The 16,425-nt window shown below is 64.0% G+C and carries 15 protein-coding genes; 12 read left to right on the top strand and 3 right to left on the bottom strand.

Annotated features, from left to right (window positions below):
- Window positions 1–47: 47 nt before the first annotated feature.
- The 3 genes from rfaD to cysM all read left to right on the top strand — a co-directional run bounded on the left by rfaD (window position 48) and on the right by cysM (window position 2,718).
- Window positions 48–1,040: an ADP-glyceromanno-heptose 6-epimerase gene (gene rfaD / locus F4827_RS01025; protein WP_183720775.1), complete on the top strand. Its 993-nt coding sequence runs from the start codon at window positions 48–50 to the stop codon at window positions 1,038–1,040.
- A 78-nt stretch (window positions 1,041–1,118) separates the two neighbouring features.
- Window positions 1,119–1,505: a helix-hairpin-helix domain-containing protein gene (locus tag F4827_RS01020; RefSeq protein ID WP_183720778.1), complete on the top strand. Its 387-nt coding sequence runs from the start codon at window positions 1,119–1,121 to the stop codon at window positions 1,503–1,505.
- A gap of 310 nt (window positions 1,506–1,815) precedes the next feature.
- Window positions 1,816–2,718 (top strand): cysteine synthase CysM, encoded by a 903-nt coding sequence (cysM, locus tag F4827_RS01015; RefSeq protein WP_183720781.1) that lies wholly within the window; start codon window positions 1,816–1,818, stop codon window positions 2,716–2,718.
- A gap of 112 nt (window positions 2,719–2,830) precedes the next feature.
- On the opposite strand, the gene mltB is transcribed toward cysM, so the two are convergent.
- The gene (mltB, locus tag F4827_RS01010) at window positions 2,831–4,207 is read right to left on the bottom strand and encodes a lytic murein transglycosylase B (RefSeq protein ID WP_183720783.1); all 1,377 of its coding nucleotides are present in this window, start codon (window positions 4,205–4,207) and stop codon (window positions 2,831–2,833) included.
- Window positions 4,208–4,500: 293 nt separating this feature from the next.
- Here mltB and F4827_RS01005 point away from each other — a divergent pair, with 293 nt between their 5' ends.
- Entirely contained in the window at window positions 4,501–5,427 is a 927-nt protein-coding gene (locus F4827_RS01005) for a histone deacetylase family protein (RefSeq protein ID WP_183720786.1), read from the top strand.
- Window positions 5,428–5,449: 22 nt separating this feature from the next.
- Here F4827_RS01005 and F4827_RS01000 read toward each other — a convergent pair whose 3' ends face one another.
- Entirely contained in the window at window positions 5,450–6,355 is a 906-nt protein-coding gene (locus F4827_RS01000) for an alpha/beta hydrolase (RefSeq protein ID WP_183720790.1), read from the bottom strand.
- 292 nt (window positions 6,356–6,647) lie between these two features.
- Here F4827_RS01000 and F4827_RS00995 point away from each other — a divergent pair, with 292 nt between their 5' ends.
- The 6 genes from F4827_RS00995 (at window position 6,648) to F4827_RS00970 (ending at window position 13,104) form a co-directional block, all read left to right on the top strand.
- Window positions 6,648–7,685 (top strand): methionine ABC transporter ATP-binding protein, encoded by a 1,038-nt coding sequence (locus F4827_RS00995; RefSeq protein WP_183720793.1) that lies wholly within the window; start codon window positions 6,648–6,650, stop codon window positions 7,683–7,685.
- A complete protein-coding gene (locus F4827_RS00990; RefSeq protein ID WP_167069156.1) occupies window positions 7,675–8,328 on the top strand; it encodes a methionine ABC transporter permease in 654 nt (217 codons plus the stop codon). The genes F4827_RS00995 and F4827_RS00990 overlap by 11 nt, the downstream gene beginning before the upstream one ends.
- Window positions 8,329–8,413: 85 nt before the next feature.
- A complete protein-coding gene (locus F4827_RS00985; RefSeq protein ID WP_183720796.1) occupies window positions 8,414–9,220 on the top strand; it encodes a MetQ/NlpA family ABC transporter substrate-binding protein in 807 nt (268 codons plus the stop codon).
- A gap of 254 nt (window positions 9,221–9,474) precedes the next feature.
- Entirely contained in the window at window positions 9,475–10,224 is a 750-nt protein-coding gene (locus F4827_RS00980; RefSeq protein ID WP_183720799.1) for an electron transfer flavoprotein subunit beta/FixA family protein, read from the top strand.
- A 15-nt stretch (window positions 10,225–10,239) separates the two neighbouring features.
- Complete coding sequence (locus F4827_RS00975; protein WP_183720802.1) at window positions 10,240–11,184, top strand: electron transfer flavoprotein subunit alpha/FixB family protein; 945 nt, start codon at window positions 10,240–10,242, stop codon at window positions 11,182–11,184.
- Between the two features lie 132 nt (window positions 11,185–11,316).
- Window positions 11,317–13,104: an acyl-CoA dehydrogenase gene (locus F4827_RS00970; protein WP_183720805.1), complete on the top strand. Its 1,788-nt coding sequence runs from the start codon at window positions 11,317–11,319 to the stop codon at window positions 13,102–13,104.
- A 74-nt stretch (window positions 13,105–13,178) separates the two neighbouring features.
- On the opposite strand, the gene F4827_RS00965 is transcribed toward F4827_RS00970, so the two are convergent.
- Window positions 13,179–14,555 carry a D-amino acid dehydrogenase gene (locus F4827_RS00965; RefSeq protein WP_311672054.1) on the bottom strand — a complete coding sequence of 459 codons (1,377 nt, stop codon included), beginning with the start codon at window positions 14,553–14,555 and terminating at the stop codon, window positions 13,179–13,181.
- Between the two features lie 98 nt (window positions 14,556–14,653).
- Here F4827_RS00965 and F4827_RS00960 point away from each other — a divergent pair, with 98 nt between their 5' ends.
- Together F4827_RS00960 and F4827_RS00955 are read left to right on the top strand one after the other, a co-directional pair.
- Window positions 14,654–15,142 carry an Lrp/AsnC ligand binding domain-containing protein gene (locus F4827_RS00960; RefSeq protein ID WP_183720811.1) on the top strand — a complete coding sequence of 163 codons (489 nt, stop codon included), beginning with the start codon at window positions 14,654–14,656 and terminating at the stop codon, window positions 15,140–15,142.
- 111 nt (window positions 15,143–15,253) lie between these two features.
- Window positions 15,254–16,423: a PA0069 family radical SAM protein gene (locus F4827_RS00955; protein ID WP_183720814.1), complete on the top strand. Its 1,170-nt coding sequence runs from the start codon at window positions 15,254–15,256 to the stop codon at window positions 16,421–16,423.
- Window positions 16,424–16,425: the final 2 nt, after the last annotated feature.

The raw sequence follows: 16,425 nt of genomic DNA, 5'->3' as shown, positions 1-16,425 counted from the left end.
GGAGAGTTTTCCCGGTCTTGCGCGGACTTCATCACCGCAGAAATACCATGACCATCATTGTGACCGGCGCAGCCGGCTTCATCGGCAGCAACATCGTCAAGGCGCTCAACGAACGCGGCGAAGACCGCATCATCGCCGTCGACAATCTCACGCGCGCCGACAAGTTCAAGAATCTGGTCGATTGCGAAATCGACGATTACCTCGACAAGACCGATTTCGTCGAACGCTTCACGCGCGGCGATTTCGGCAAGGTGCGCGCGGTGTTCCACGAAGGCGCCTGTTCGGACACGATGGAAACCGACGGCCGCTACATGATGGACAACAACTTCCGCTACAGCCGTGCGATTCTCGACGCCTGTCAGGCGCAGCGCGCGCAGTTCCTGTATGCGTCGTCGGCGGCGATTTACGGCGGCTCGACGCGCTTCGTAGAAGATCGCGAAGTGGAAGCGCCGCTGAACGTGTACGGCTATTCGAAGTTCCTGTTCGACCAGGTGATCCGCCGCGTGCTGCCCACGGCGCAGAGCCAGATCGCGGGCTTCCGTTACTTCAACGTGTACGGCCAGCGCGAGACGCACAAGGCGCGCATGGCGTCGGTGGCGTTCCACAACTTCAACCAGTTCCGCGCGGAAGGCCGCGTGAAGCTGTTCGGCGAGTACAACGGCTACGCGCCGGGCGAGCAGACGCGCGATTTCGTGTCGGTGGAAGACGTGGTGAAGGTCAACCTGTTCTTCTTCGATCATCCCGAGAAGACCGGCATCTTCAACCTGGGCAGCGGCCGCGCGCAGCCGTTCAACGATATCGCCACGAGCGTGGTCAACACGCTGCGCGCGATGGAAGGCAAGCCGGCGCTCACGCTCGAAGAGCAGGTCAAGGAAGGGCTGATCGAGTACGTCCCGTTCCCGGACGCACTGCGCGGCAAGTATCAGTGCTTCACGCAGGCCGACCAGACGAAGTTGCGCGCAGCGGGCTACGACGCACCGTTCCTGACGGTTCAGGAAGGTGTGGATCGTTACGTACGTTGGCTATCTGGCCAGGTGTAAGCGCAACCGGTCTCTCCCTAAACTGGATTCTCCTCGCCGGCGATGGTCGCCGGCGTCGGTTATCAACGGAGATCCAGCATGATCAGAAAACTTCTCGCACTGTTGGCGTTGCTCGCCGCTTTCGGCCAGGCTTTCGGGGCCGTGGACGTCAACACGGCCAATGAAGACGCGCTGCGCGGCATCAAGGGCATCGGGCCCGCGCGCGCCAAGGCCATTCTCGACGAGCGCGGCGCGCATGGGCCGTTCAAGGACGCTTCCGATCTCGGCAAGCGTGTGAAGGGGCTGGGCGGCCATACGGTCGAACGTCTGCAGGCCGAAGGGTTGTCGGTCGGTCCCGCAACGGGCAAGCCCGGTGCGGCGGCGCAGACGGCGAATGGCGCGGCAGCCTCGCCGAACGCGCCCGCGAAGGGCGGCAACGCTCAGGGCGCGGCCACGGGTTCTACTACGGTTGCGGTGAAGAAGTAGCGTTGGCGCGCGTGATAGCCGCGTCGCGTGTTCACGTTCCTCGCGCGATGCGGCGGCAGTCTCCTTCAGGTGTCGCCACGGCGCTGCGCCAGCAACGCTCAGGCGACGTTGAACCCGCGGTCCAGGCCGCGGGCTTTTTGCTTTCCCGGCATTCGCGCGCCCGCCTGGCTACAGTTCCGCTACAGCCCCGCTGCAACCCCGTTGCAACCCTCCTGCGAACATGGGCAGTCTGGACGCCCCCTGCGCGGGCGGGCCCGCGTGGTTTAGAATCGAAAAATCACGTAAAACGCGCCTGACCGTCCCCCTTTTTATGCCATACAAGACCATTGAAGACACGATTGGCAATACGCCGCTCGTGCAACTCGTCCGTTTGCCCGACGACGAAATCCGCGCCCGCAACAACATCGTGCTCGCGAAGCTGGAAGGCAACAACCCGGCGGGCTCGGTCAAGGACCGCCCGGCGCTTTCGATGATCCGTAAGGCGGAACAGCGCGGCCGCATCAAGCCGGGCGATACGCTGATCGAAGCCACGAGCGGCAACACCGGCATTGCGCTGGCGATGGCGGCGGCAATCCGCGGCTACAAGATGATTCTCGTCATGCCGGAAGACCTTTCGGTCGAACGCCGTCAGAGCATGGCCGCTTACGGCGCGGAAATCATGCTCACGCCGGTGAAGGGCGGCATGGAATACGCGCGCGATCTCGCCGAGCAGATGCAGCGCGACGGCAAGGGCATCATCCTCGACCAGTTCGCCAACCCCGACAATCCGCTTGCACACTACGAAGGCACGGGCCCGGAACTCTGGCGCGAAACCGAAGGCCGTATCACGCACTTTGTGTCGTCGATGGGCACCACGGGCACGATCATGGGCACGTCGCAGTATCTGAAAGAGCAGAACCCGGCGATCGAGATCGTTGGCGCGCAGCCGGAAGACGGCTCGCGCATTCCGGGCATCCGCAAGTGGCCAGAAGCGTATCTGCCGAAGATTTTCGATCGCAGCCGCGTGGATCGAGTCGAGAACGTGAGCCAGGCCGCCGCCGAAGCGATGGCGCGTCGTCTCGCGTCGGTCGAGGGCATCTTCGCGGGCATCTCGTCGGGGGGCGCTTGCGAAGTGGCGATGCGTCTCGCGCGCCAGCTCGAAAACGCGACGATCGTGTTCATCGTCTGCGATCGCGGCGATCGTTATCTGTCGACGGGTGTGTTCCCGGCGTAAGCGTCGACGCCCCGGCGGCACGTTCCGGCCCGCTCCGGCTCGCTCGAATGCAAACGGGCGGTCTGTCCTGTGAGACAGACCGCCCGTTTTTTATGGTGCGACCAGGCGTGAGTTATTGCGGCTGTGGTTGTGTTTGCTGCGGCGCGGGCCGGTTCTGCCGCAGCTGTTGCAGCTGTTGCAATTGCTGCGGCGTGAGCGTGTTCGTACCGTTGGACGGCCCCGCGCCCATGTCCGTATCCGCATCCCCGCCAGCGTCGCTGCCTGCACCAGCACCAACACCAGCGCCCGACTGCGCCGCGAGCATCTGCGCCTTCACGCGCATGCCCAGCTGGTACACCGAAAGCGCGTAGAAGAAGCTGCGGTTATAGCGCGTGAGCACATAGAAGTTCTTCAGACCCAGCATGTACTCGGTCGCACGCCCCGGCGTCGGCAGGTCGATTACGGTGACGGGCGTACCGCCCTCGGCGGCGATGTCCACATTCGGTTCATCGAGCGCGAGCCCCGAGCGCAGCAGTTGCACGAGCGGCCAGCGCGGGTCCGGCTTGCCGTCGGCGGCGGCCTGGGCGATGCCCTGGCTGCCCGGATCGCTCGCGACCTTCCACACGACCGGGCGGCCCGTTTCCCAGCCGTTCTGCTTCAGATAGTTCGCGACGCTGCCGATCGCATCGGCCGTGCTGTTGCGCAGGTCGATATGGTGATTGCCTTCGTAATCGACGGCGTATTGCACGATGCTGCTCGGCAGGAATTGCGGAATACCGATGGCGCCCGTGTACGAACCCAGCACCGACGACGGATCGATCTGCGAATCGCGCGTCCACACCAGATAGTCTTCGAGATTCTTGCGGAATGTCGCCATGCGGTCGGTGCGATTGGGCGTATCCGGATAATCGAATGCGAGCGTGGTGAGCGCGTCGAGCACGCGGAAGTTGCCCATGTAGCGACCGTAGATCGTCTCCACGCCGATGATGCCGACGATCACCTCGGGCGGCACGCCGAACTGTTCGGCGGCGCGCTGTAGCGTCGCCTGGTTCGCGCGCCAGAATTTCACGCCCGCGTTGATGCGCACGGTGTCGAGAAAGCGCCCCTGATACGCGCGCCAGTTCTTCGTGCCAGGCGTAGGCGAGGGCGTGACCAGCTTCACTGCCGTGGCCGAATAGCTCGCGCTTGAGAACAGGGCGTGCAGCGCATCGGCGTTGAAGTCGTAGCGCGCGACCATGTCGTTGATGAAGGCATCGACATTCGGATTATTCGCATAGCGCTGCGGAACGATTTCCTCTTCGAACGTCTGGCCTTGCGAGTTTGCCTGCGACGACTGCGGCTGCGCCTGGGCGAGCGTCGCGGGCTTGCGCTTTGCGGCGGGCGCGGACGTTTGTGCCAGGGCAGTGCCGGTCCACAGCGCCGCTGCAGTGCAGAGCGCGAGGGCAAAAGACGAGATGCGCGGGTGGCCGGAAACAGACAGGGCGGACTTTTGCGCGGACGTGTGCGTCATGGGAGGCGTGCGGTTCTGAACGGGAGGAAGTGGTCCGGGGCAGTATACCCGAGCACTTCGCACGTACCGGGTCTGGATGGGCCTGCGCGCATGGCGTGGCGCGCATCGCACGCCTGCTGGCGCAAGCGTTGCCGGTGGCGTGTGGTAACGTGATGCCGGTCCGCGCTCGATCGCGGCCCGCGCGACTGTTGCCGCATTGTTGTCGACTGGCGTTGACTTGCGCGCAGCACCCCGACGAAAAACCTGATGGAGACCCGCGTGCGCACCACGGCGTCGCGCGGCCAGTACGACACATGACGACCGGTTTTTTCACGCATCCCGACTGTCTGCTGCATGAAATGGGCGAATGGCATCCCGAATGCCCGGCGCGCCTGCAGGCCATCGAAGACCAGCTTATCGCCAGCCGCATCGACGCGCTGATCGAGCGCGACGACTCTGCGCCGCTCGCGAACGAAGCCGCGCTGTTACGCGTGCATACCCAGGCGCATATCGATTACCTGCGCCAGCTTGCGCCGCGGGAAGGCTACGCCGCCATCGATCCCGATACCTCCATGAATCCGCACACCTGGCAGGCCGCTTTGCGCGCGGCGGGCGCGGCCGTTGCCGCTACCGACGCCGTGATCGCGGGCCGCTACGAAAACGCGTTCTGCAGCGTGCGCCCGCCAGGTCACCACGCCGAGCCCGCGCGCGCGATGGGTTTCTGCTTCTTCAACAACGTTGCCGTCGCGGCGCGTCATGCGCTCGACGTGCATGGTTTGTCGCGCGTGGCCGTCATCGACTTCGACGTGCATCACGGCAACGGCACCGAAGCTGCCTTCGCGGGCGATTCGCGCGTGCTCATGTGCAGCATCTTCCAGCATCCGTTTTACCCATTCTCGGGCGCGGACAATCAGGCGCCGAACATGGTCAACGTGCCGCTGGCGGCGCGCACCAAAGGCATGGAAGTGCGCGAGGCGATCGACATTCTGTGGCTGCCGCGTTTGCACGAGTTCAAGCCGGAGATGGTGTTCGTGTCGGCTGGGTTCGATGCGCACCGCGAGGACGATCTCGGCAATATGGGCCTCGTCGAAGACGATTACGCGTGGATCACCGGGCAGATCGTCGATATCGCCAGGCGTTACGCCAGGGGGCGCATCGTCAGCTGTCTCGAAGGCGGCTATAACCTCTCGGCGCTCGGGCGCAGCGTGGTGGCGCATCTGCGCGCGATGGCGGGGATCTGAGCCGGCGCGCGCAGATGCGCGCTTAGCTTCGTTTGTCGATCCAGTCGAGCATTGCAGCGATCACACGCTCTCGGTCCAGATCGTTGAGCGTTTCGTGGAAGCTGCCTTCGTAGAGCGTGAGCGTGCGGTCGGGCGAGCCCACCTGTTCTCCGAATGCGCGGCTGCCTTCGGGCTCCGTGAGTTTGTCTTCGGTGCCGTGCCAGACCAGCACGGGCAGACGCAGTTGCGCGCGGCCCGCTTCGATGCGCTTCATTGCTTCGAGCAACTCTGCGCCGGTGCGGGCGGGAATCGCGCCATGATGGACGAGCGGATCGGCGCGATTGGCCTCTACCACGGCGGCGTCGCGCGCGAGCAGCGCGGCGTCGATCTTCATCGCCGGGAAGCGCGGCCAGATCGCGCTCATCACGCGGCTCGCGGAGATCATCCACTGTGGCACGTCGCGGCCGGGCGCGAGCGCGGCGCTCGACAGCAGCAGGCCGGCGAACTTCACGCCCGCGCGCGGCGCGCGCTCGATCGCGTAAAGCGCGGCAATCGCGCCGCCCATGCTGTGCCCCATCAGGAAGAGCGGCGTGTGGCGCTTCGCGCTTTGCGCGGCGGCGTGGGCAATGAGCGCTTCGGCGTCGTCGAGATAGTCGTCGAAGCGCTTGACGGTGGCGCGCCGTCCGCTCGCGCGTCCGTGACCGCGCAGGTCGATCGCATACACGTCGATGCCTGCGGCGTTCAGCCGCGCCGCCAGCGCCGTATAGCGGCCCGCGTGTTCGGCGAGTCCATGAATCAGGGCGATGGCCGCGCGCGCCGGTGCGGCGTGTGCGCGCCAGACGTAGAGCGGCAACTGCGTGCCGTCGCGGGCGCGCAGCGTGACGGTCTCGGCTGCGCCATATCCGCTCTGAGTCGCGTCTGCAACGGCATTCGACTGGCTTGTCTCCATGTGCGCCTCGTTTCCCTGCATGTGTGGTTATCGGTTTCGGGCTGTCGGGCAGGGTAGCGCTGATTGGGCGAGTCGACATCCGCTTTTCCCCGCACGATTCCTCTAATGATCACAGGTTATGAAAATATCGGAATTGATTATTAAAAGGAATTTTGTCGGCCAGGGTAAAATCGCGAGCTGATTCCAGTCCAGCAAACGGCGGCAGTCTGCCGGTGCGACGCGGCTTGTGCGGTTGAAAGATCGTTGCAAGATTCCAGCGGCGCGCGGCACACCCCGCCGTTTCGTTTTATTCATGATCGAAATTCGAAATGTGTTCCAGCGTTTTGCCGGCCCGAACGGCGGCCAGGTCGAGGCGCTGCACAACGTCAATCTGACGATTCCGCAGGGCGAGGTGTTCGGCATCATCGGCCGCAGCGGCGCGGGCAAGAGCACGCTCGTGCGAACCCTCAATCTGCTTACGCGACCCACCGAAGGCGACATCGTCGTCAACGGCCGCACGCTCACGTCGCTCTCCAGCGGCGATCTGCGCGAAGCGCGCCGTGAAATCGGCATGATCTTCCAGCACTTCAACCTGCTGTCGTCGCGCACGGTGTACGAAAACGTGGCGCTGCCGCTCGAACTCGCGGGCATGAAGCGCGCCCAGATCGACGAAGCGGTGCTGCCGCTGCTCGAACTGGTGGGACTGACGGCGCAGAAGGACCGCTATCCGTCGCAGATCAGCGGCGGCCAGAAGCAGCGCGTGGGTATCGCGCGGGCGCTTGCGAGCAAGCCGAAGGTGCTGCTGTCCGACGAAGCGACGTCCGCGCTCGATCCGGAAACCACGCGTGCAATTCTCGATCTGCTGCGCAAGATCAATCGCGAGCTGAACCTGACCATCGTGATGATCACGCACCAGATGGAAGTGATCAAACAGGTCTGCGACCGCGTGGCCGTGCTGGACGCGGGCCGTGTCGTCGAAACCGGTCCGGTGCTCGACGTGTTCCTGCAGCCGCATCACGAAGTCACGCGCGCGCTGCTCGGCGACGTGATCGCCCAGGAATTGCCGCCCACGCTCAAGGCCCGCGTGGTCGAGCGTCTCGCCAAGGGCAACGCGCACTTGCTGCGCCTGGCGTTCAAGGGCTCGGGCGTCGATCAGCCGGTGCTGTCGGAAACGATCCGCCGCTTCGAACTCGACTTCAACATTCTGCACGGCCAGATCGACGAGATCCAGGGGCAGGCGTTCGGTTCGCTCGCGGTGCTCGCGGGCGGCGATGCGGTGAAGGTGGCGCAGGCCATGGCGTGGCTGCGCGAGCAGGGTGTGGTGGTAGAGGAGCTGTCCCATGTGGAGTGAAATGTTCGATATGTTCGTCCAGTCGTTCTGGGAGACGCTCATCATGGTGGGCATTTCCGGGCTGGTCGGCGCCGCCGTGGGTCTGCCGCTGGGCGTGCTGCTCTATCTGACGGACCGCAACGGCGTGCTGCAGAACGTGGCCGTCAATCGCGCGATGGGCGTGGTCGTCAACGCCGTGCGCTCGACGCCGTTCATCATCCTGCTGGTAGCAGTGATTCCGTTTACGCGCATCATCGTGGGTTCGTCGATCGGCACGGCGGCCGCGATTGTGCCGCTGACGATTTCCGCCGCGCCGTTCATCGCGCGTCTGGTGGAAACGGCGCTGCGCGAAGTCGATCGCGGTCTGATCGAAGCCGCGCAGTCGATGGGCGCGAGCACCAGCCAGATCGTCTTCAAGGTGCTGCTGCCCGAGTCGCTGCCCGGCGTGGTAGCGGGGCTGACCATCACCTTCATCTCGCTGGTTGGCTATTCGGCGATGGCCGGCGCGATCGGCGGCGGCGGTCTGGGCGATCTGGGCATCCGCTACGGCTATCAGCGTTTCGAGCCGGAAGTGATGCTGCTGGTGGTGGTGGTGCTGATCGTGTTCGTGCAGATCGTGCAGTCGTTCGGCGACTGGCTGGTGCGGCGCCTGAGCCACAAATAAGCCGTACTGACTCGTCCAAAGCGACGAGGCCGGCCAGGCGGTTTTTTCGATATAAATAGATAACGACAGAGACAAGGGTTTGGCTATGCAACGTCGGTTTGTGATGAAGATGGCGGCGGCGCTTGGCGCGGTCGCACTCGCCGCGCCTCTGGGCGTTTCGCTTGCGTACGCGGGCGAAACCATCAAGGTGGGCGTGACGGGCGGCCCGCACGAGCAGGTGATGGAAGTGGTGAAGCGCGTCGCGGCGAAGAACGGCCTCGACATCAAGATCGTCGAGTTCTCGGACTACGTGCAGCCGAACGCGGCGCTCGCGGGCGGCGATCTGGACGCCAACAGCTACCAGCACGAGCCGTATCTGGATGCGCAGGTGAAGGACCGTGGCTATAAGATCATCAAGCTCGCGGACACGGTCACGTTCCCTATGGGCATCTATTCGAAGAAGATCAAGACGCTTGCCGATCTCAAGCCAGGCGCGCGGATTGCGGTGCCCAATGATCCGACCAACGGCGGACGCGCCTTGCTGCTCCTGCAGACGCAGGGGCTGATCAAGTTGCGCGCCGACGCGGGTCTGAAGGCCACGCCGATCGACATCGTCGATAACCCCAGGAAGCTGAAGATCGTCGAACTGGACGCGGCGCAGATTCCGCGTTCGCTCGACGACGTGGACGCCGCCGCGATCAACACGAACTTCGCGATGCAGGCGGGCCTGAAGCCGCAGGCCGACGCGATTGCGATCGAAGATCCGCACGGGCCGTACGTGAATATCCTCGCGATCCGTGCCGAAGACCGCAACAAGCCCTGGGCGGCCAAGCTGGTGGCGGCGTACCGTTCGCCGGAGGTCAAGCAGTACATCGAGCAGAAGTTCGGCGGGGCAGTGATCGCCTCCTGGTGATCAGGGTCGGCGGGTGCTGATCTCGACGAATTAGATAGAGAATTCAGTCGGAGCCCGGGCTTGAGCCCGGGTTTTTTCCGACATAAAATCGCACGACCGTTCGCTATCGGCGAACATGGCAGCCGGGCCCTCAAAATGGGGGCGGCTGCGACATAGCGGGTCGTGCGGGAAAAATGCTGGCGGCGCATGCGTGCGGGAACGCTATCGCTATAATGTCCGCCAGGTTGACGTATTCGTAACTTCGGAGCATGTGAATGAAAGTCCTTGTGCCAGTCAAGCGCGTAGTCGATTACAACGTTAAGGTTCGTGTGAAGTCGGACGGCACGGGCGTCGACATCGCGAACGTGAAAATGTCGATGAACCCGTTCGACGAAATCGCCGTGGAAGAGGCGGTGCGTCTGAAGGAAGCGGGTGTGGCGACGGAAGTCATCGCAGTTTCCGCAGGTGTGGCCCAGGCGCAGGAAACGCTGCGCACGGCGCTGGCGATTGGTGCGGACCGCGCGATCCTGATCGAGTCGAACGAAGACCTGCAGCCGCTGGCGGTGGCCAAGCTGCTCAAGGCGCTGGTCGACAAGGAACAGCCGCAGCTCGTCATCCTCGGCAAGCAGGCGATTGACGACGATTCGAACCAGACCGGCCAGATGCTCGCCGCGCTGGCGGATCTGCCGCAGGCAACTTTCGCTTCGAAGATCACGGTGGCAGACGGCAAGGCTACGGTTGCGCGTGAAGTCGATGGCGGCGCGGAAACGCTTTCGCTGACGCTGCCCGCAGTGGTCACGACGGACCTGCGCCTGAACGAACCGCGCTACGTCACGCTGCCGAACATCATGAAGGCGAAGAAGAAGCCGCTGGAAACGATCAAGCCGGAAGACCTTGGTGTGGACGTCACGCCGCGTCTGAAGACCCTGAAGGTTGCCGAGCCGCCGAAGCGAACCGCCGGCGTGAAGGTCGCGGACGTGAAGACGCTGGTCGAGAAGCTGAAGACCGAAGCCAAGGTGCTGTAAGGGAGCGAGAAGAAAATGACGAATCTTGTGAATCTGGTAATCGCTGAACACGACAATCAGTCGATCAAGGCTGCGACGCTGAACACGGTTGCTGCGGCACAGAAGATTGGCGGCGACGTGCACGTGCTGGTCGCGGGCCACAACGCTCAGGCGGCTGCCGATGCAGCAGCGAAGATCGCGGGCGTTTCGAAGGTCCTGCTGGCCGACGCGCCGCAACTCGCGCAAGGTCTGGCGGAGAACGTCGAAGCGACCGTGCTTTCTATTGCGAAGAACTACTCGCACATCCTCGCGCCGGCAACGGCAGCGGGTAAGAACGTGACGCCGCGTATTGCTGCGAAGCTGGATGTCGCGCAGATCAGCGACATCACGGCAGTCGATTCGCCGGACACGTTCGAGCGGCCAATCTACGCGGGCAACGCGATTGCGACGGTTCAATCGGCGGACCCGGTCAAGGTCATCACGGTTCGCACGACGGCATTCGACGCAGTTGCAGCCGAAGGCGGCAGCGCAGCGGTCGAAAAGCTCGAAGCCGCAGCCGACAACGGCAAGACCGCGTTCGTCGGCCGCGAAGTCACGAAGCTCGACCGCCCGGAACTGACCAGCGCGAAGATCATCGTGTCGGGCGGCCGTGGTCTGGGCAGTGGCGAGAACTATACGCAAGTGCTCGAACCGCTGGCTGACAAGCTCAACGCCGCGCTGGGCGCATCGCGTGCGGCAGTGGACGCGGGCTACGTGCCGAACGATTATCAAGTCGGTCAAACCGGCAAGATCGTCGCGCCGCAACTGTACGTTGCAGTCGGCATCTCGGGTGCGATCCAGCATCTGGCCGGCATGAAGGACTCGAAGGTCATCGTCGCGATCAACAAGGACGAGGAAGCGCCGATCTTCAGCGTGGCCGATTACGGCCTCGTCGGCGATCTGTTCACGGTGGTGCCGGAGCTCGTCAAAGAGCTCGGCTAAGTGAGAATATAAGCGGGAACAGAACAACAGACGCATGGCTCGCACATGACGTCTGACGCGGAAAAAGGGGCGCTTCGAGCGCCCCTTTTTGTTTTCCGATATTTCCGGTAAGCGGAGACTGGGAGGACTGACATGTACGACGCACCGATCAAGGACATGCTGTTCGTGATGCAGCAGCTCGCGGGACTCGACGAGATTGCCGCGCTCCCCGGCGGCGAGGACGCCACGCCCGAGACCGTCGAAGCCGTGCTGCAAGAGGCTGCGAAATTCTGCGGCGAAGTGCTCGCGCCGCTGAACGCCGAAGGCGACCGCAACCCCAGTCGCTGGGACAATGGCGCGGTACACGTGACACCCGGTTTCGCGCAGGCGTTTGGCCAGTATGTCGCGGGTGGATGGCAGGGCGTGCAGCATCCTCAGGAATACGAAGGACAGGGGCTGCCCAAGCTCGTCGGCACGCCTTGCGTGGAGATGCTCAATGCGGCCAATCTATCTTTCGCGCTATGTCCGCTGCTGACCGACGGCGCAATCGAGGCGCTGCTTACCGCAGGCACCGAAGAGCAGAAGCAGCGCTTCGTGCCGAAGCTGATCGCGGGCCAATGGACCGGCACGATGAACCTCACCGAGCCGCAGGCCGGCTCCGATCTCGCGGCTGTGCGCACGCGCGCCGAGCCGCAGCCCGACGGCACCTACAAGTTGTTCGGCACCAAGATTTTCATCACCTGGGGCGAGCACGACATGGCGGAGAACATCGTCCATCTCGTGCTGGCGCGCACGCCCGATGCGCCCGAAGGGGTGAAGGGCATTTCGCTCTTCATCGTGCCGAAGTTCCTCATCAACGCCGACGGCTCGCCCGGCGCGCGCAACGACGTCCAATGCGTGTCGATCGAACACAAGCTCGGCATCAAGGCGAGCCCGACGGCGGTGCTGCAGTACGGCGACCACGGCGGCGCGATCGGCGAATTGATCGGCGAGGAAAATCGCGGCCTGGAGTACATGTTCATCATGATGAACGCCGCGCGTTTTGCGGTGGGCATGCAGGGCGTGGCGGTGTCCGCGCGTGCGTACCAGAAGGCGCTGGCCTATGCGAAGGAGCGCGTCCAGAGCCGGCCTGTGGACGGCTCGTCGAAGGCGGCCGTGACGATCATTCATCACCCCGACGTGCGCCGCATGCTTGCGACCATGCGCGCACTTACCGAGGCCGCCCGCGCGCTGGCCTATGTGGCGGCCGGGGAGAGCGATCGCGCCCATCGCGATCCCGACGAGGCGCGGCGCGCGCTGCATCAGGCGCGCTACGAATTTCTCGTGCCGATCGTGAAGGGCTGGAGCACGGAACTGGCCAACGAGGTGACCAGCATGGGCGTGCAGGTGCACGGCGGCATGGGCTTTATCGAGGAGACCGGCGCGGCGCAGTTTTATCGCGATGCGCGCATTCTCGCGATCTACGAAGGCACCACGGCGATCCAGGCCAACGATCTGATCGGCCGCAAGACGCTACGAGACGGCGGGGCGGTGGTGAAGGCCTTGATCGATGAAATTGGCCGGACGGTCACGGAACTGGTCGCGCAGGAAGGCGCGGCGTTCAAGTCGATGGCGAATCATCTGGCGCTCGGCCAGCAGGCTTTGGGCTCGACGGTGGACTTCGTGCTTGCCAATGCGAAGCGCGATCCGAACGCCGTGTTCGCGGGCAGCGTGCCTTATCTGAAGCTCGCGGGCATTGTGCTGGGCGGCTGGCAAATGGCGCGCGCGATGCTGGCCTCGGCGCGGCTCATGCAGGACGATCCGAAGTTCCACGGCGCGAAGATCGCAATGGCGCAGTGCTACGCCGAACATGTCTTGCCGCAGGCGGTGGCGCTGGAGGCGTCGATGGTCAGTGCGAATGGCACGCAAGGCATGCTCGCACTGGCGGAAGATCAGTTCTGAGCAGATTTGGCGGCGCAAAACGCAAAACGGCGGCCCTAAAAAAGAGCCGCCGTTTTTTCTGTGAGCGCGAAGGCTTACGCGTAAGCCGGACGATGCTCGCCCTTGAGTTCGCCGAGATAGCGATGGACCGAGAGATCGTCGGCCTTGATCGCGGGCTTCTTGCCCGAGATGAGATCGGCAAGCAACTGGCCCGAGCCGCACGACATGGTCCAACCCAGCGTGCCGTGGCCCGTGTTCAGGAACAGGTTCGAGAACGGCGTGCGGCCCACCACCGGCGTGCCGTCCGGCGTCATCGGGCGCAGGCCGGTCCAGAAGGTGGCCTTGGTTGTGTCGCCGCCGCCCGGGAACAGGTCATTGACGCACATTTCCAGCGTTTCGCGGCGCGCCTGCTTGAGCGTCTTGTCGAAGCCGACGATTTCCGCCATGCCGCCCACGCGGATGCGGTCGTCGAAACGCGTGATCGCGATCTTGTAGGTTTCGTCGAGCACCGTCGAAACCGGCGCTGCGCCCGTATTGACGATCGGCGCGGTGATCGAATAGCCCTTGAGCGGATAGACCGGAATCTTCACGAGGCCCGCGAGCATCTTCGTCGAGTACGAGCCGAGCGCGACCACATAGGAATCCGCGCGCACGACTTCGTTGCCGCACTGCACGCCATTGATGCGATCGCCTTGCACGACGAGGCCGTCGATCGGCGTGTTGTAGCGGAACTTGACGCCCAGTTCAGCCGCCATGGCGGCGAGGCGCGTGGTGAACAGTTGGCAGTCGCCGGTTTCGTCGCCGGGCAGACGCAGGCCGCCCGTGAGCTTGTGCGAGACGGCGGCGAGCGCCGGTTCGGCGCGATGCAGTTCGGCGGCGCTCAGCAGTTCGTATGGGACGTTGGCGTCCTTGAGCACGGCGATGTCCTTCTGCGCGCCGTCGAATTGCTGCTGGGTGCGGAACACCTGCAGCGTACCGCCGGTGCGGCCTTCGTAGTGAATGCCGGTGTCGGCGCGCAGGGCTTGCAGGCAGTCGCGGCTGTACTCGGCGAGACGCACCATGCGGCCCTTGTTGAGCGCGTAGCGCTCCGGCGTGCAGTTTTGCAGCATCTGCCACATCCACTGCAGCTGGAACCTGGTGCCGTCGAGGCGGATCGCGAGCGGCGCGTGCTTTTCGAACATCCACTTGATGGCCTTGAGCGGCACACCCGGCGCGGCCCACGGCGCAGCGTAGCCCGGCGAGATCTGGCCGGCGTTCGCAAAGCTCGTTTCCAGCGCCGGGCCGGCCTCGCGGTCGATCACGGTCACTTCATGGCCCGCGCGGGCAAGATACCAGGCGCTGGCCACCCCGACCACACCACTGCCCAACACGACGACTCGCATAGCTGCTCCACCAGTTAGTTTGTTTGGGGCTACGCCGCTTTGCCGCGCTTTGTCAGATCGCAACGCCTGTCTGGGGCGTGTGCAGCGCACAAGGCATGAAAAATCGGATGTAGCCAGTGATATCGCCTATGCTATTGTTCTACGTCCAGATTTTGTTATTGTATTTTTCAGATTTTCAGGAAAAAAACATGAGAACGCAGCGTCAGCCGGTCCGTGCGCTCGACCGGCTCGATCACCGCATCCTGAAGCTGCTTCAGCAGGACGGCCGCATGGCCATGAAAGACCTCGCGGAGCAGGTGGGGCTGTCGGTGACGCCCTGCATCGAACGCGTCAAGCGCATGGAGCGCGACGGCGTCATCACGGGCTACTACGCGCGCGTCAATCCCAATGTGCTGGGCGCGGCGCTGCTGGTGTTCGTGGAGATCACGCTCGATCACAAGAGCGGCAACATGTTCGATCAGTTCCGCCGCGAAGTGCAGAAGATCCCCGAGGTGCTCGAATGCCATCTGGTGTCGGGCGATTTCGACTATCTGATCAAGGCGCGCATCGGCGAGATGGCGGACTACCGCAAGCTGCTCGGCGACATCCTGCTGCAACTGCCGGGCGCGGTGCAGTCGAAGAGCTATGTGGTGATGGAAGAGATCAAGGAATCGCTGACGATTGCTGTCGGCGAGTAAGCGGACGGCACGGGGCGGCATCGAGGAATTTCGGCCCCGTTTTTCGCGCTCGACAAAGCGTCTCGATACTGTATATTTGTACAGTACCGAGACGCTTTTTTGCATTGAGCCGTGAACGACCCTGAAACCCGGCGCGAGCCTGATCCCGACGCTGAAAACTGGTATCCCGTCGCCCCGCCCGCACCGCGCAAGGGGCGCGGCGCGGTCACGAACCTGCAGGGGCGCTACGAGGTCGATCAGCGCGAAACCTATGACGACGGCTGGCAGCAGACACACCCCGAAGAGGGCGCCGACCCGCATGAAGAAGGCCACGGCGCCGAGGTATTGCGCACCCAGGTATTCGAGGAGCGCGCGAAAAGCATTCTCACGCGCAACCAGTCGCCCGATATTCCCTTCAACGTGTCGCTCAATCCGTATCGCGGGTGCGAGCACGGTTGCATCTACTGTTTCGCGCGGCCCACGCACAGCTATCTCGGGCTGTCGCCGGGGCTCGATTTCGAGAGCCGTCTTTACGCCAAGATTAACGCGCCCGAACTGCTCGCGCGCGAGATCTCGAAGCCGTCGTACGAGCCGGAACCCATTGCGCTGGGCGTGAACACGGACGCCTGGCAGCCCATCGAGCGCGATCTGCGTCTCACGCGTCGCGTGATCGAGGTGCTGGCGCAGCGCCAGCACCCGTTCGCGGCCATTACCAAATCATCGCTGATCGAGCGCGATATCGATCTGCTCGCGCCGATGGCGCAGCGTCGGCAGTTCATGGCGGCGATCACCATCACCACGCTCGACGCCGATGTCGCCCGCACGCTGGAGCCGCGCGCCGCTACACCTGCGCGCAGACTGCGCACCATTCGCACGCTCGCGCAGGCCGGCATTCCAGTGGGCGTGAGTATCGCGCCGGTGATTCCCTTCGTCACCGAGCCGGACATGGAGCGCGTGCTGGAAGCCTGTGCCGAAGCCGGTGCGACCAGCGCGAGCTATATCGTGCTGCGCCTGCCGTGGGAGGTCTCGCCACTGTTTCAGGGCTGGCTGGAGGCGCATTTTCCGCAGCGTGCGGCGCGCGTGATGAGCCGCGTGCGCGACATGCGCGGCGGCAAGGACTACGAGTCGGATTTTTCACAGCGCATGAAGGGCACGGGCCTCTGGGCCGACCTGCTCAAGCAGCGCTTTCATCAGGCCGTGAAGCGGCTCGGGTTGAACGAGCGGCGTCACGGCATTCTGGATATGTCGGAATTCGTGCGCGATAAGACCGTGCGCGAGAAGCCGCAACTCGATCTGTTCTAGCG

Origin of the sequence: Paraburkholderia bannensis, from assembly GCF_014200455.1 — a bacterium.
GTDB lineage: Bacteria > Pseudomonadota > Gammaproteobacteria > Burkholderiales > Burkholderiaceae > Paraburkholderia > Paraburkholderia bannensis_A.
This window is presented reverse-complemented; position numbering and strand designations above follow the sequence as displayed.

What these genes read in the sequence shown, in the direction of transcription:
- cysM (WP_183720781.1), top strand. Translation starts at nt 1,816, where the DNA reads ATGCCATACAAGACCATTGAAGACACGATTGGCAATACGCCGCTCGTG.
- F4827_RS00995 (WP_183720793.1), top strand. Translation starts at nt 6,648, where the DNA reads ATGATCGAAATTCGAAATGTGTTCCAGCGTTTTGCCGGCCCGAACGGC.
- mltB (WP_183720783.1), bottom strand. Translation starts at nt 4,207, where the DNA reads ATGACGCACACGTCCGCGCAAAAGTCCGCCCTGTCTGTTTCCGGCCAC.
- F4827_RS00970 (WP_183720805.1), top strand. Translation starts at nt 11,317, where the DNA reads ATGTACGACGCACCGATCAAGGACATGCTGTTCGTGATGCAGCAGCTC.
- F4827_RS01020 (WP_183720778.1), top strand. Translation starts at nt 1,119, where the DNA reads ATGATCAGAAAACTTCTCGCACTGTTGGCGTTGCTCGCCGCTTTCGGC.
- F4827_RS01005 (WP_183720786.1), top strand. Translation starts at nt 4,501, where the DNA reads ATGACGACCGGTTTTTTCACGCATCCCGACTGTCTGCTGCATGAAATG.
- F4827_RS01000 (WP_183720790.1), bottom strand. Translation starts at nt 6,355, where the DNA reads ATGGAGACAAGCCAGTCGAATGCCGTTGCAGACGCGACTCAGAGCGGA.
- F4827_RS00990 (WP_167069156.1), top strand. Translation starts at nt 7,675, where the DNA reads ATGTGGAGTGAAATGTTCGATATGTTCGTCCAGTCGTTCTGGGAGACG.
- rfaD (WP_183720775.1), top strand. Translation starts at nt 48, where the DNA reads ATGACCATCATTGTGACCGGCGCAGCCGGCTTCATCGGCAGCAACATC.
- F4827_RS00960 (WP_183720811.1), top strand. Translation starts at nt 14,654, where the DNA reads ATGAGAACGCAGCGTCAGCCGGTCCGTGCGCTCGACCGGCTCGATCAC.
- F4827_RS00975 (WP_183720802.1), top strand. Translation starts at nt 10,240, where the DNA reads ATGACGAATCTTGTGAATCTGGTAATCGCTGAACACGACAATCAGTCG.
- F4827_RS00985 (WP_183720796.1), top strand. Translation starts at nt 8,414, where the DNA reads ATGCAACGTCGGTTTGTGATGAAGATGGCGGCGGCGCTTGGCGCGGTC.
- F4827_RS00980 (WP_183720799.1), top strand. Translation starts at nt 9,475, where the DNA reads ATGAAAGTCCTTGTGCCAGTCAAGCGCGTAGTCGATTACAACGTTAAG.